This window comes from Arthrobacter sp. Soil782 (genome assembly GCF_001428435.1).
Taxonomy (GTDB): Bacteria; Actinomycetota; Actinomycetes; order Actinomycetales; family Micrococcaceae; genus Arthrobacter_D; species Arthrobacter_D parietis.
This window is the reverse complement of the sequence record NZ_LMSO01000009.1, coordinates 445,378-459,298: the sequence shown is the minus strand read 5'-3', so window position 1 is coordinate 459,298 and position 13,921 is coordinate 445,378. Positions and strand designations below refer to the sequence as shown.

Genomic DNA, 13,921 nt, shown 5'->3' with positions numbered 1-13,921 from the left:
ATGCGCCTTTCTTTTCGGTCTTATTGCAGGTTTGCCGTGAGCCGGCATGCGTTGTCGAGAAACTTCTGGTGCGCTGGACGCTCGCGCCAGGAGGATAGGTCCAGTGTGCTGCTTTCACCGGCGTAGCGCGCGGCCAGTTCACCCAGTTCGCCCACAATGCGCCGGTCCAGCACCAGAAGGCTGATCTCCTGATTGAGCTCGAAGGAACGTACGTCCATGTTCGAGGAGGCGATGACGGAGGTGTAACTGTCAATGATGACGAACTTGGAATGAAGCACAAACGGCTGTCGATAGAGGTGAATGTTGACCCCCGCCCGCAGGAGTTCTTCGTAGTAGGAACGCTGTGCGTGATGGGTCAGTACATGATCAGAGGTAGCACCCAGGTGCACATCCACGTCAATTCCGCGCTGAGCAGCCGATGTCAACGCAATCAGTAGCGACTCGTCCGGAACCAGGTAAGGGCTGCAGATGACCACGCGCTGCTCTGCCCCGTAGATGAGGTGATTGAACAGACGTAGATTATTCGAGTTACCCAGTCCCGGACCGCTGGGAATCAGTTGGCTGTAACTGGGCAGGAGTTGGGAGCCCAGCGCGTTCCTGACGGGTCCTGTCGATGGGGCTGCCGCCTGAACTTCGATATCCTCGCGCGTTTCTGTCTCATGCGTTTCCGCTGACCAGTCCGCGAGGAAAACGGTATTCAACTGGGGAACAGTCGGGCCTTCGACCTCGACCATCAGGTCGATCCACTCGAAGTTCTTTCGCCGGTTCCGCTTCTTGTTGTAGCTCGCATCGATGATGTTCTGTGAACCGGTGAAACCCACCCGGTTGTCCACGACCACGATCTTCCGGTGATTCCTTAGGTCCGGGCGCTGGTATTGGAAGCGCGGCGGTGCAACGGGTAGCATCTTCCGCCAGCTGATCCCAGCGGCATCCAGCCGCGACGTGGCTGCCCGGTAACCAGGAAAACCTTTGCTGCCCAGGTGGTCGAGCAGAACGCGCACCTGTACGCCTCGGGCATGTGCTTCTACCAGAGCGGCAAAAAAACAGTCGGTCGTGGAATCGGCGGCGACGATGTAGAACTGCACATGAACAAAGGACACCGCCTGCTTCACGCACCGCGTCATCGCCTCAAGACTCTCGTCGTAGGCGGTGTGCAGGGTCAGCTCGTTGCCTGCCGTCAGCGGGGTCGCGCCGTTATTCCGGTTGAGCGTGACCGCAGCAGAGACCGCCGGTGGGATCCGTGCGAGCCGCACATCGGGTTCCGCCTCCTTCCGGGCAGGATGATCATCGTTCCGCCGTAACTCATCGGCCAGGCGGTGCTCGAAGGCTGCACGGCTGCCACGCAGCCGGAGCCTGCCAAAAAGCAGGAAGATCACCAGACCGGCGATCGGGAAAAAGAAGATCAGGGCGAGCCAGGCAAGGGCAGAGGAAGGGCGCCGATTGTGGGGGACAGTGCCCAGGGCGACGACGCGGATTACGAAGTCCACCACGACAAGCCATGTCAGTGTCTGGCCGGCGGGGGAGCCCCACCATGAGAGGAAGTCCACGCTCAGGGCGCTGACGCGGCGTCGGCCTTCACAGAGGTGGCCAGGAGATAGGGATCGTTCTCCCACTGCTCATACACCGTGTTGTCCAGGTCCACGCCCAGTTCTTCCTCGACCATCTCGATGTCCAGGTACTCATGGACCGTGCCGTTGATGATCAGCGCCTGGCCTGGCTCCAGTTGCTCAACCTCCCCTTCATGAATCACCAGCAGCGGGTTCACCGTGGTGTCATCCATTCCCGCGATGGTGAACGCCCGCGGGTCGAGTGGTTCCTTGACTTGCGCGGACAGTGTCACTTCCTCGCCGAAGTAGATTGTCAGCTCGTCCCAGAAACTCTGGTCATACACTTCGTCGTAGGGTCCGGAATCGAGGGAGTTGTCGGACTCCTCGTCACCGGCAATGAAACCCGCGTCCGGATCCTCAAGATCCACCCCGGCTTCGTAGACGCTCTGCTCTCCGCAGCCGGTCACTCCAAGCACCGCAGCTGGCAGTACCGCAAGCGTCGCTGCCTTCTTTGCCCATGTCTTTCTTGTTGTCGAGCCCATCATTTCCTCCATTGGTGGAATCTGTAGGTCGGGTCCGGCTCACCGGTCGTTCCGGCCGGTTGTTTCTCCGTGCCCTATTCGGCGGGTGCGTCGATGGCGGTGACTTCCAGATAGAAGTCGCCGATCCAGTCCTCATAGAGCGCATCGTCGAGGTTGACACCTAGATCTTCTTCGGCGGTGCTCGGGTCGAATGCTTCCTTGACGGCTCCGGTGACCTGGACGGGCATGCCGGGTAGGACGTCTTCTGCATCGGCCTCATTCAAGACGAGCAGCGGATTCGCAGTGGGATCATCCCCGCTGATGATCGTGAAGGAAGTGGGGGAGAGGACATCGAGCACCTCCGCGGAAAGGCTCACTTCCTCACCTGCATAAGTTTCGATCGAATCGTAGAAGTTCGGGTCGAAGTCCCCGTCATACGGCTCCGGCTCGAGTGCACACCCGGATAGACCTGTACCGGCAGCAGTCGCTATCGACAGCGCGATCACCTTCTTGAGGCAGATCCGTTTCATCGGTGTTCTCATGACCTGTCTTCCTCCTTCCGAGAGTAGAGGTGGAGAAAAGTCAGGTGGCCCACCCCCGGGGCCGGACCACCTGACAATTCGTTGCCGGCCGGTCAGCAGAAGTGCAGCTGGCCGGCCGGGTGATGTGGTTAGCTGTCGGCGTCCACGGAGGTGTCGACTGTCTCGGCGACGACGTAGTTCTCGCCGTCGAAGTCAACGAATACTTCGTCGTCGAGGTCAAGGCCGGTTTCTTCCTCAACGGTCGGCAGGTCGAAGGACTCCATCACGGTGCCGGTGACGGAAACCGTCAGGCCGGGTGTCNGATCGGGATTCTTCTCTGTGGGGCCCGCCGGCCAACCCGTGTGATTGGCCGGCGGGCGGTGTTGCTAGCTGTCTGCGTCCACCGAGGTGTCGACGCTCTCGGCAACGACGTAGTTCTCGCCGTCGAAGTCAACGAACGCTTCGTCGTCGAGGTCAAGGCCGGTTTCTTCCTCAACGGTCGGCAGGTCGAAGGACTCCATCACGGTGCCGGTGACGGAAACCGTCAGGCCGGGTGTCACTTCTTCCATCTCGCCCTCGGCAATGACGAGAAGCGCCTCGACTGTCGTGTCATCGGTTCCGGCAATGGTGAAGGACTTCTCCGAGACGATCTCGTTCACGTCCGCCGAAAGGGTCACTTCCTCACCGACGTAGCTCTCGTAGTCCTCATAGAACCCGGTGTCGTAGGCACCCTCGTAGGGTTCTACGGCTGCGCCGGCGTCAACGGCTTCTTCCTCCTCGACCACATCTTCGACGTCAGCGCCCGCTTCTGTACCTGAGGTGCTGTTACACCCTGCGAGGCTCAAGGCGGCGATCGGCAGGATGCCTGCCATGGCAAGCTTGCGGGTGCGGCTCATCTGCTTGTGCGTAGTCATTGGGTATTCCTCCTCTATTGGTGGACGGCGCTCGGACTCCAGTGCAATGCCTGGTGGGAAGGTCCTTGCTGCCCGTTCAATTGCTACGTAAGCATGCTTAGTAGTTTGCCCTCAACCAGCGTGACTGTTCTGTAACTAAGACTTTCGAGACTGCTTCACCGGTAAGCCCGAAGCTGATCAGCTCTATCGCGGGCGTGTCTGGGAAGTCGACGCCCGAGGACGGCGAAGAACATCAAGGAACGGCAACAGGCATCGTTATTCCGGCGTTACTTCAGGTGTTGTACTGTCTTTGACGTTCACTACGGGTGCACGGCTCGCGCCATCTCAGTCCTCGTATGACTCGGCGAGCTTTCTGCGTTCGTGCTGCCGCCGGCTGTACGTCGCTTCGCGGATTGCTTCGTCCTGATCGAAATTCGACCCCAATGCTCCGGCGATCGTGCCAAGCGATGCCGCCAACCAGGACAAGGTGGCGTAGTCGAGGAAGCCCACTGGATGCCCCAATTGGGACTGGAGGTAGCTCGTGGAGATGACTGCTATGGAGCCGGCCAGGAGCATTCCATACAGGACCAGGTACATTATCGTCACGCTCAGGTACACGGTGATGATGGTGGCTGCGTTGTCACGTCTGGCCTCGTTGATGTCCCATTTGCTGTGCCGCTTCGTCTTGCTCCACAGTCCGTTGTGCATGATCAGCCAGGCACTCAGCGCGCCGATGCTCAAGACGCTGATCATGAACAACCGGAGCGGGGAAAGTGCGTCGGCCATGTTCCAGATGGCTGCATAGAAGATGCCGAAGGCTCCCGAAGCTGCCGCCGCTGCGATGCAACTCGACAGGGCCGGCAGTAGCCGCCCCGGCCGATTGTTGCGGACCATCCCCACCAGTAATCGAAAGCGGCCGGACCTGCCCGACGTCGTGAGGTAGCTCGGCTTGTCCCGCTCCTCTCCGGGGTGGTAGGAAGTCCTGCCCAGGCCCACCCCATCGAGTTGGTGGAAAGCGGTCGCCAATGGCTCTGCCCTCAGGGCATGGACCAGCGCCAGGATGAGTCTGCGCGCTTTAGCTTGAACGCCAACGGCGCCCAGCACCGGAAGGGAGATCAGTGCGCCGCTCATCTCGTGGTCTATCTCCACAAGCATCGGTTCTCCGTCTGCGGCCCTTGGCAAGTCAGTCAGATAGAAGAGGTAGTCCCAGCCGTTCTCGTTCTTCAGCCTTTTCGTCAGGGAGAAGAATGGAATTTCTCCCTCGGAATTAAGCGGCAGCTTCTCGCGCTTCGTATGTACCTTCCAAACTTCGGCATCATCCGTCCCATGCCGCAGTTCGTTGGCGAGTTTGCTCTTGAGCTGGTGCATGATCTTTTCAGGCAGACCTGGGTCTGCTATCAATCCAACCGTGACTTGGCCCACAATGTTTCCAATCGAAGCTCCGACCCGGATCCGGGTTCAGATGCGAAAGCGGCCGGCCGGGAGTAGTTTCCGGCCGGCCGTTTTCATGATGTTCTCTGAGGGAAGATTCGCGTAAGAGGTTCTAATCGTCCTCTTCAACAACTTCCTCGTCGACTACCTCTTCCTCAACGGCCGATCATCGCAGCCGACGACTCCCACCGCGGCAAGTGGCAACAGTGCCGCAACTGCAATCTTCCTCCACCAGGAATTCATCGGTGCGTTGTTCATGACTCCTCCTTCGTGTGCAAGAACCGACACTGGCAGGACGGCCCGATGCGCGGGTTATGGATTGATATGCGCCAGCGTCACCGACCGCCGGTTAGCGGCGGTTACGGTCGATGTCGTCGGTGTCGATTTGTTCCTTTCGGACTTCCTCATTCACGGTCTGCTCTTCGGTGACCGTGTCCTTGTTCAGACGGACGCGCTCCACCGGCACAGCTTCCTTATCTACGACGGGTCGCTCCTCGTGGAGGACCACCTCATGCTCGTCCTCACTTACGCCCTGGCCGCTGAGGGCATCACCGCGGTTGGCTTCGGTGATCGGCTCTCGCTCGACGCGCACCTCTTCACGCTGGACCGGGACCGTTTTAGTGACATTCTCCGTAACGACGAACTTGCGCAGACGAGCCCGTCCGGTCTCCTGCCGCTCCGTGCCTACGTGGAGCTGCTCCTCAGAACGGGTCATTGAGTCATCCGTCACCCGCCCCGAGGTGTCGCGACCGACGGAGTTGGGATCCGAAACGTAGTCCCCGTCCGCTATGCCGTAATAGCGGTATAGCTCGGCTTCCTCCAGCTCGCTCAAGTGCGCGTCGGGAGCTACCTGCGGGGCGTCCTTGATGGTGGCCTTGGTGTAGCCCACCCGCACGTCGTCGCCCTCGAGCGTTGCGCCGTCAAGCGGTGCAAAAGACTCCTTCGATCCGAAGAGCCCCGTGTTGGCCGTGACCCAGCTCGGGTTGCCGGTACGGTCATCGACGTAAATTTCTCCGACCGAGCCGACCTTGTTGCCGTCGAAGTCGAGGACGTTGCCTTTGGAATCGAGGATGCGGGAAATATCGTTCTGGGTGATCATGATGTTCTCCTTCACTCAGTAGAGGGTGCCTTCACTGCGGAAAGCGTCTTGTCTGGAGAGGTCTGTGTAGCTGATTACTCCTCTTCGAGGATTTCGGCGCTCGTGACGGCGAGGTAGGGATCGCCGACGTAGTCGGCGTACAGTTCATCCTCCAGGTCGATTCCGAACTCCTCCTCGACGGCAGCGACGTCGAAGGCCTGCTCGACGGTTCCGGTAAGCTTGACGGCCTGGCCCAGGTCGAGGGGAGGAATTTCCTGTTCCTCGATCACCAGCAGCGGATCGACGGTGGTGTCCGGACCGCCCGCGATCACGAAGGAATCATCCGTGAGCGTCGCCGTTACGTCCGCTGAGACGGTTACTTCCTGGCCCACGTAATTCTCAGCATCGTCGTAGAAGTCCTGATCGTAGGCGCCGTCGTACGGTTCAAGGGCGGGATCCGCTTCCTCAGCGACGTCTTCCTCATCGATCAGTTCATCTTCTTCGACGATGTCCTCGACATCCGTGCCTGTCTCAGGCCCGGAGGTGCTGTTGCAGCCTGCCACGCCAAGTGCGGTGATAGGAAGGATCGACAGCGCCGCTGCTTTCTTCATCCAATTCTGCTTACTCATCGTGCCCATGACTCCTCCTTTTGTGGATCGGGATTCTTCTCTGTGGGGCCCGCCGGCCAACCCGTGTGATTGGCCGGCGGGCGGTGTTGCTAGCTGTCTGCGTCCACCGAGGTGTCGACGCTCGTCGAGGTCAAGGCCGGTTTCTTCCTCAACGGTCGGCAGGTCGAAGGACTCCATCACGGTGCCGGTGACGGAAACCGTCAGGCCGGGTGTCACTTCCTCCATCTCGCCCTCGGCAATGACGAGAAGCGCCTCGACTGTCGTGTCATCGGTTCCGGCAATGGTGAAGGACTTCTCGGAGACGATCTCGTTCACGTCAGCTGAGAGGGTCACTTCCTCACCGACGTAGCTGTCGTAGGCTTCGTAGAAGTCTGTGTCATAGACGCCGTCGTATGGTCCTGATTCGGCGTCTACAGCGTCTTCTTCCTCGACCACGTCTTCGACGTCAGCGCCCTCTTCGGTGCCCGAGGTGCTGTTGCAGCCTGCGAGGCTCAGGGCGGCAATCGGCAGGATGCCTGCCATGGCAAGCTTGCGGGTTCGGCTCATCTGCTTGTGCGTAGTCATTGGGTATTCCTCCTCTATCGGTGGATTGTGGCGCCGAAGCGCCGGATCCCTATCTACGTAAGCGTGCTTAGTACTTCACTCCAACCGATGAGACCTGTCTGTTATCAACCGTCCGCGGACGCTGTGCAACGGGGGAAGGTTGCCACACAGGCGCCATGGCAGGCCTGCGAGCAGGTCCAATTGGGAAAGCACGGTTTCGAACATTAAGGTTTCACGCCGCTGATCGTTATTTGCGCGTTATTTCCTGCCCGGACTCCCGCCCTTTTAGACTGGAGATGATTCCACCGCACTCATTCCCCTTGGAGACCTGCGTGACCTTGACCAACCTTGACCGTGTTCCCATCCGCCGAGCGCTGATTTCCGTCTATGACAAGACCGGTCTGGAGGAACTTGCTCAGGGGCTGCACAACGCCGGCGTCCGCATTGTGTCCACCGGGTCTACTGCCAAGACCATCGCGGCGGCAGGCATCCCCGTGCAGCAGGTCGAGGAAGTCACAGGTTCACCGGAAATGCTCGACGGCCGGGTGAAGACGCTTCACCCGCGCGTGCATGGCGGGATTCTGGCTGACCGACGTGTCCCGGCCCACATGGACACCCTCGCCGAAATGGAGATCGAAGCCTTCGACCTGGTAGTGGTCAACCTCTATCCGTTCGTTGAAACAGTGCGTTCCGGCGCCTCAGCGGACGACGTCGTCGAGCAGATCGACATCGGCGGCCCCGCTATGGTGCGCTCGGCAGCCAAGAATCATGCCGCCGTCAGCATCGTGGTGGATCCGACGTTCTACGGCAGTGTTGTTCGCGCCGCCGGCGAAGGCGGCTTTGATCTGAAAACCCGCCGGCAGCTGGCCGCACGCGCCTTCGCTCACACCGCCGCCTATGACAATGCGGTCGCCACCTGGACGGCAACGCAGTTCCAGGACGAGGACGACGACGGCCTGATTGACTGGCCTGCCTACGCCGGTCTGGCGCTGGAGCGCTCGGAGGTACTGCGCTACGGCGAAAACCCGCATCAGCAGGCAGCGCTCTACGTGGACAAGGCCGCTCCTGTGGGAATTGCGCAGGCGGACCAGTTGCACGGCAAGGCAATGAGCTACAACAACTTCGTCGACGCCGATGCCGCGTTGCGTGCGGCCTACGACTTCCGTGAGCCGGCCGTGGCCATCATCAAACACGCCAACCCTTGTGGTGTTGCAGTCGGCTCATCAACCGCAACAGATCCCATCGCGGATGCCCACGCCAAGGCGCACGCCTGCGATCCCGTATCCGCGTTCGGCGGCGTGATCGCAGCTAACCGTACTGTGACGGCCGGAATGGCAAGGACGGTGAAGGACATTTTCACCGAGGTTGTCATCGCCCCCGGATTCGAGCCCGAAGCGGTTGAGATACTTTCCCAGAAGAAAAACATCCGCCTGCTCGCCCTGCCCGAGGGCTACGATCGCTACCCGACCGAGATCCGTCAGGTTTCCGGCGGCGTCCTGATCCAGGTCACGGACACCGTGAACGCCGACGGAGATGACCCCGGGAACTGGACACTCGCGGCGGGCGAGGCAGCGGACACCGCAACTTTGGCGGACCTCGCTTTCGCCTGGACTGCCTGCCGTGCCGCGAAGTCCAACGCAATCCTGCTCGCCCGCGATGGTGCCGCCGTCGGCGTCGGAATGGGACAGGTAAACCGGCTGGATTCCTGCAAGCTTGCGGTGGAGCGGGCAAACTCGCTCGCGGGTGAGGGTAACGAACGCGCGCGTGGTGCGGTAGCGGCGTCGGACGCGTTCTTCCCGTTCGCGGACGGTCTGCAGATCCTCGTCGACGCCGGTGTGCGCGCGGTCGTTCAGCCCGGAGGATCGGTACGCGACCAGGAAGTCATCGATGCGGCGAATGCGGCGGGCATCACCATGTACTTCACCGGAGCACGCCACTTCTTCCACTAAACCGGTACGTTAGACACAGTTGAAGCACCAACAGACTCAGTACAAAAAGAGCCCTCAGGAGACGCCTCACCATGGCTAAAATCATCTATACCCACACCGACGAAGCGCCGATGCTGGCCACGTACTCGTTCCTGCCGATCATCGAGGCTTTCGCGTCGACCGCCGGGGTAGAGGTGGAGACCCGCGACATTTCGCTGGCCGGGCGCATCATTGCGACGTTCGGCGACTACCTGACCGAGGAACAGCGCATCGGTGACGCGCTCAGCGAGCTGGGAGAACTGGCCACCAAGCCCGAAGCAAACATCATCAAACTCCCGAACATCAGCGCTTCAGTGCCGCAGCTGAAGGCAGCTATCGCGGAGCTTCAAGGCCAGGGTTACGCACTGCCGGACTACCCGGACAGCCCCTCCAGCGATGAGGAATCCGACGTCCGAGCCCGGTATGACAAAATCAAGGGCTCGGCCGTCAACCCGGTGCTTCGCGAGGGCAACTCAGACCGCCGCGCGCCCCAGTCGGTGAAGAACTACGCCCGCAAGAACCCGCACACCATGGGCGCGTGGTCAGCCGATTCCAAGACCAACGTCGCTACCATGAGCGAGGGCGACTTCCGGTCCAATGAGAAGTCAGTCGTCATGTCCTCCGACGACTCGCTGACCATTCAGCACGTTACACAGGACGGCACGGTGAACGTTCTGAAAAAGGCGTTCCCGGTCCTCGCCGGCGAGGTTATCGACGGAACCGTCATGCGTGCGGCCGCCCTGGACGAGTTCCTTGCAGCTCAGGTTGAGCGCGCAAAGAATGACGGTGTGCTGTTCTCCGCACACCTCAAGGCCACCATGATGAAAGTCTCAGACCCAATCATCTTCGGCCACATTGTCCGGGCTTTCCTGCCCGAGGTCTTCGAGGCCTACGGCGACCAGCTCCAAGCAGCAGGCCTCAGCCCCAATAACGGGCTCGGCTCCATCCTGAGCGGCCTCGAGAAGCTGCCGTCCGGCACCCGCGAAGAGGTGGAAGCTGCCGTCCGCAAGGGCATCGAGAACGGACCGAAGCTGGCGATGGTGGATTCGGACAAGGGGATCACCAACCTGCACGTTCCGAGCGACGTCATCGTCGACGCTTCCATGCCCGCGATGATCCGAACCTCCGGTCACATGTGGGGCCCGGATGGAGAAGAAGCAGACACTCTCGCAGTGCTGCCGGACAGCTCGTACGCGGGCATCTACCAGGTAGTGCTTGACGACTGCCGCGCCAACGGTGCGTTCGATCCCACCACCATGGGCACCGTGCCGAACGTCGGCCTGATGGCCCAGGCCGCCGAGGAATACGGCAGCCACAACAAGACTTTCGAAATTGAGACGCCGGGCAAGGTCCAGATTGTGGATAATTCCGGTGACATCCTGATCGAGCACGAGGTCGAGCCGGGTGACATCTGGCGTGCGTGCCAGACCAAGGACGTCGCCATCCGCGACTGGGTCAAGCTCGCGGTCACGAGAGCCCGTGCGTCAGCAACGCCGGCCGTGTTCTGGCTTGATGAGGAGCGCGCGCATGACGCCAACCTGATCGCCAAGGTGAACGAGTACCTCGAGGAGCACGACACCGAGGGTCTCCAGTTGGAGATCCTCTCGCCGGTGAAGGCAACCGCATTCACCCTCGAACGAATCCGCAAGGGCGAAGACACCATTTCCGTCACAGGAAACGTACTGCGGGACTACCTCACCGACCTGTTCCCCATTCTTGAACTGGGCACCAGCGCCAAGATGCTCTCCATCGTTCCCCTGATCAACGGCGGCGGCCTCTTCGAGACGGGTGCGGGTGGTTCTGCTCCCAAGCATGTCCAGCAACTCGTCCGCGAGAATCACCTGCGCTGGGACAGCCTCGGCGAGTTCCTTGCGCTTGCGGTCAGCTTCGAGCACCTTGCCACCACAGCAGGAAATGCGCGTGCCCAGATCCTGGCGGACACACTCGACCGTGCAACGGCTACCTTCCTCCTGGAGAACAAATCACCGAGCCGCAAGGTCGGCGAACTCGACAACCGTGGAAGCCACTTCTACCTTGCCCAGTTCTGGGCCAAAGAGCTCGCAAGCCAGAACGAGGACGCCGAGCTCGCAGCGGCATTCTCGGCAGTGGCGGAACAGCTGACGTCCAGCGAAGACACCATCCTGTCGGAACTGCTCGCAGTCCAGGGAACACCGGTGGATATCGGCGGCTACTACCACCCGGACATCACCAAGGTGGTGGCCGCGATGCGGCCGTCGCAGAAGTTCACTGAAGTCCTCTCGACCCTCGGCTAAGACCATATGCAGAACGCCCCGCACCCGCGATTCGCTCGCAGGTGCGGGGCTTTTTGCGTGTAGAAAATCCGGCCGTCCCGCCTGACCGGCGATGCGCCAGCCGCTGCTCAAGAAGCCTCAGAAGAACTGTTCTGTCGGAACCTGTGCGGAGCCTACATTAGGTGCCTTTCGTAACAATTCTGGGCCGGATACGACGACGGTGAAATGCTCGTGTTACTTCTTGAAGCATGAAATCGCTACATCCGGCTGCGTCCGCTGAGGAACGCAACGCGCGCATCGCAGTTACCATTTTTCCGTTGCTGGTGCTGGGCGGCGGTGCCGTCGCACTGATGATACCGACGGCGTTCACCGGTCTTGCGCCGGCGATCAACCCTCTTCTCGGGGTGATCATGTTCGGTATGGGCCTGACCCTGACGCCGCCGGATTTCGCAATGATCGCCAGACGACCGATTCCGGTGGTTATCGGCGTGGTTGCGCAGTTCGTGGTGATGCCGCTGCTGGGACTCCTGGTGGTCTCCGTGCTGGGACTTCCCGCCGCACTGGCCGCCGGAGTGATCCTCGTTGGTTGCTGCCCGGGCGGCACGGCGTCCAATGTGGTGTCCTACCTCGCCAAGGGTGATGTGGCACTGTCTGTCGCCATGACAACCGTGTCGACGCTGCTTGCTCCGCTGCTGACCCCGCTGCTGACCCTCTGGCTGGCAGGACAATACCTACCGGTCGATGCCGGTGCCATGGCGTGGTCCATTGTGCAGATCGTGCTGATTCCGGTGGCACTCGGCCTGGCTGCACGGCTGTTCCTGCCACGTCTTGTGGTCGCCGCGCTTCCCGTGCTGCCCTGGATCTCGGTCGCCGCAATCACATTGGTGGTCATGGCTGTAGTCGGTCTGAGCGCCGAAGCAATCTTCTCGGCGGGCCTGCTGGTGCTGCTCGCAGTAGTACTGCACAACGGCCTCGGGTATGCGCTCGGCTATGCAGCCGCACGGGCCTTCAAGCTGCCGATTCCAGCCAGACGCACCACTGCAATCGAGGTTGGAATGCAGAACTCGGGACTCGCAGCGGGTCTCGCCCGGACCCACATGACGCCCGAGTCAGCCCTGCCTGCAGCAATATTCTCGGTCTGGCATAACGTATCCGGGGCACTCCTGGCAGCGTACTGGCGGCGCCGCGGTGTGGGCGACGCTGCACAGCAGCCGGCACCGGAAACGAACCTCGCGAGCTAAGTCCCTCGTTGAATAGGCAGGACACGCCCTTTTCCCGCGGGATAAGGGGCGTGTCCTGCCTATTCACGGTGATGGTGGCCGCTACCGGTCGTCGTTGGCATACCGGAGGCCCAGCTGAGCCCGGACGCCGTCGAACATCCGCATGGTGTCGAGCGTGTGCTGCAGCGGCATGGTGGGACTTTCAAGAAGACCCTCCTGAATGCAGCGCGTTGTTTCGCGCAGCTCGTACGCGTACCCGTTCCCTGCCTGTTCGAACTTCTCGACCCGCGCTTCACCGCCGTGCGGATGCACGTACAGTTCCCGCGGGTTGTGAAGCGGAGCGGACGTGCGCAGCCACCCTTTGCTTCCGGCGACGGTGGCCTGGCTGGGGCCCGAAGCCAACAACGACGACGACAGCTGGGCCTGCGCGCCGCGTGCGTAGGTGAGGGTCAGCGCGTTCTGCGCGTCCACGCCGTCGTCGTTGAGTGTGCCTTCGGCCGCAACCGAGGTGGGGAAGCCCAGCGAGCCCAGCGCCCACGTGGATGGGTAAACCGTGAGATCCAGCAGCGCTCCGCCCCCGGCGAGCGGGTCCCACAGACGGGCTTCGGGGCTATAGGCAGCGGGGAAGCCGAGGTCCGCCTGCACCCAGCGGATGTCGCCGAGTTCGCCTGAGTGAATGATGTCCCACGCTCGGTTCACGCTGGGAAGGAAGCGGGTCCATACCGCCTCCATGAGGAACACCCGCTTCTCGTGGGCGAGGTTGATGAGCTCTTCCGCCTCACGCGCGTTGACGGTGAAGGCTTTCTCGCACAGGACGTGTTTGCCGGCGGAAAGCAGTGCCTTGCATACCTCGTAGTGCTGGCCATGCGGAGTCGCCACATAGACGACGTCTACGTCCGGATCCTCAGCCAACAGCTCGAAACCGCGGGAGCCGCAGTCGTCGTAATGGACGGTTGCGAAGCCGTGCGTGTCGGCGAAGCTGCGCGCCCGATCCTCCGTCCGTGAGCTCACCGCCTGCAGCACGGCGTCATCGAGGCGGGCGATGTCCTCGGTTACTTTGCGCGCGATCCCGCCCGTGGCAACCACGCCCCAGCGCAGCGGCGCGCCGGTAGCGACGAAAGGCGAGGGCGCGTCCGGCGCGACGCACGGGGGCACAGGGAAGCGGAGGTTTGTCGTCATTCCTTCATACTTCCGAATGCAAGAGGGCCCGTCCACCCGTTACGGCAGAGGTACGTCCGCGGTGCCCCTTTGAAAGAACCAGCGGCGCCAAGAAAAAAGATCCCCGACCGCGAAGATGCGGCCGGGGATCTTCCTGGAGT

11 protein-coding genes are annotated in these 13,921 nt (G+C 61.4%); 3 read left to right on the top strand and 8 right to left on the bottom strand.

The window, feature by feature from the left end; all coding sequences use genetic code 11:
* Positions 1–20 precede the first annotated feature (20 nt).
* The 7 genes from cls to ASH00_RS12705 form a co-directional block, all read right to left on the bottom strand.
* Positions 21–1,547 carry a cardiolipin synthase gene (gene cls / locus ASH00_RS12735; protein WP_157359115.1) on the bottom strand — a complete coding sequence of 509 codons (1,527 nt, stop codon included), beginning with the start codon at positions 1,545–1,547 and terminating at the stop codon, positions 21–23.
* 2 nt (positions 1,548–1,549) lie between these two features.
* Complete coding sequence (locus tag ASH00_RS16730; protein WP_235563292.1) at positions 1,550–2,101, bottom strand: hypothetical protein; 552 nt, start codon at positions 2,099–2,101, stop codon at positions 1,550–1,552.
* A gap of 62 nt (positions 2,102–2,163) precedes the next feature.
* Complete coding sequence (locus ASH00_RS12725; protein WP_157359113.1) at positions 2,164–2,610, bottom strand: hypothetical protein; 447 nt, start codon at positions 2,608–2,610, stop codon at positions 2,164–2,166.
* Between the two features lie 365 nt (positions 2,611–2,975).
* On the bottom strand, positions 2,976–3,503 hold the full coding sequence (locus ASH00_RS12720; RefSeq protein ID WP_056548965.1) for a hypothetical protein: 528 nt from the start codon (positions 3,501–3,503) through the stop codon (positions 2,976–2,978).
* 324 nt (positions 3,504–3,827) lie between these two features.
* Positions 3,828–4,850, bottom strand: a complete 1,023-nt coding sequence (locus ASH00_RS12715; RefSeq protein ID WP_157359112.1) for a hypothetical protein — start codon at positions 4,848–4,850, stop codon at positions 3,828–3,830.
* A 412-nt stretch (positions 4,851–5,262) separates the two neighbouring features.
* The gene (locus ASH00_RS12710) at positions 5,263–6,012 is read right to left on the bottom strand and encodes a YsnF/AvaK domain-containing protein (RefSeq protein WP_056548961.1); all 750 of its coding nucleotides are present in this window, start codon (positions 6,010–6,012) and stop codon (positions 5,263–5,265) included.
* A 74-nt stretch (positions 6,013–6,086) separates the two neighbouring features.
* A complete protein-coding gene (locus ASH00_RS12705) occupies positions 6,087–7,184 on the bottom strand; it encodes a hypothetical protein (protein ID WP_056548959.1) in 1,098 nt (365 codons plus the stop codon).
* Positions 7,185–7,495: 311 nt separating this feature from the next.
* Here ASH00_RS12705 and purH point away from each other — a divergent pair, with 311 nt between their 5' ends.
* The 3 genes from purH (at position 7,496) to ASH00_RS12690 (ending at position 12,623) form a co-directional block, all read left to right on the top strand.
* Positions 7,496–9,112 (top strand): bifunctional phosphoribosylaminoimidazolecarboxamide formyltransferase/IMP cyclohydrolase, encoded by a 1,617-nt coding sequence (gene purH, locus ASH00_RS12700; RefSeq protein WP_200954805.1) that lies wholly within the window; start codon positions 7,496–7,498, stop codon positions 9,110–9,112.
* Positions 9,113–9,183: 71 nt separating this feature from the next.
* Complete coding sequence (locus ASH00_RS12695) at positions 9,184–11,403, top strand: NADP-dependent isocitrate dehydrogenase (RefSeq protein ID WP_056548954.1); 2,220 nt, start codon at positions 9,184–9,186, stop codon at positions 11,401–11,403.
* A gap of 227 nt (positions 11,404–11,630) precedes the next feature.
* Positions 11,631–12,623, top strand: a complete 993-nt coding sequence (locus ASH00_RS12690) for a bile acid:sodium symporter family protein (RefSeq protein WP_056548948.1) — start codon at positions 11,631–11,633, stop codon at positions 12,621–12,623.
* Positions 12,624–12,704: 81 nt separating this feature from the next.
* Here the strand turns inward: ASH00_RS12690 and ASH00_RS12685 are convergent, their stop codons facing one another.
* A complete protein-coding gene (locus ASH00_RS12685; protein ID WP_056548947.1) occupies positions 12,705–13,781 on the bottom strand; it encodes a Gfo/Idh/MocA family protein in 1,077 nt (358 codons plus the stop codon).
* Between the last annotated feature and the right edge of the window lie 140 nt (positions 13,782–13,921).

Coding starts and splice junctions, on each gene's coding strand:
- ASH00_RS16730 (WP_235563292.1), bottom strand. CDS start 2,101: ATGGAGGAAATGATGGGCTCGACAACAAGAAAGACATGGGCAAAGAAG.
- ASH00_RS12725 (WP_157359113.1), bottom strand. CDS start 2,610: ATGAGAACACCGATGAAACGGATCTGCCTCAAGAAGGTGATCGCGCTG.
- ASH00_RS12720 (WP_056548965.1), bottom strand. CDS start 3,503: ATGACTACGCACAAGCAGATGAGCCGCACCCGCAAGCTTGCCATGGCA.
- ASH00_RS12715 (WP_157359112.1), bottom strand. CDS start 4,850: ATGCACCAGCTCAAGAGCAAACTCGCCAACGAACTGCGGCATGGGACG.
- ASH00_RS12710 (WP_056548961.1), bottom strand. CDS start 6,012: ATGATCACCCAGAACGATATTTCCCGCATCCTCGATTCCAAAGGCAAC.
- ASH00_RS12705 (WP_056548959.1), bottom strand. CDS start 7,184: ATGACTACGCACAAGCAGATGAGCCGAACCCGCAAGCTTGCCATGGCA.
- ASH00_RS12695 (WP_056548954.1), top strand. CDS start 9,184: ATGGCTAAAATCATCTATACCCACACCGACGAAGCGCCGATGCTGGCC.
- ASH00_RS12690 (WP_056548948.1), top strand. CDS start 11,631: ATGAAATCGCTACATCCGGCTGCGTCCGCTGAGGAACGCAACGCGCGC.
- ASH00_RS12685 (WP_056548947.1), bottom strand. CDS start 13,781: ATGACGACAAACCTCCGCTTCCCTGTGCCCCCGTGCGTCGCGCCGGAC.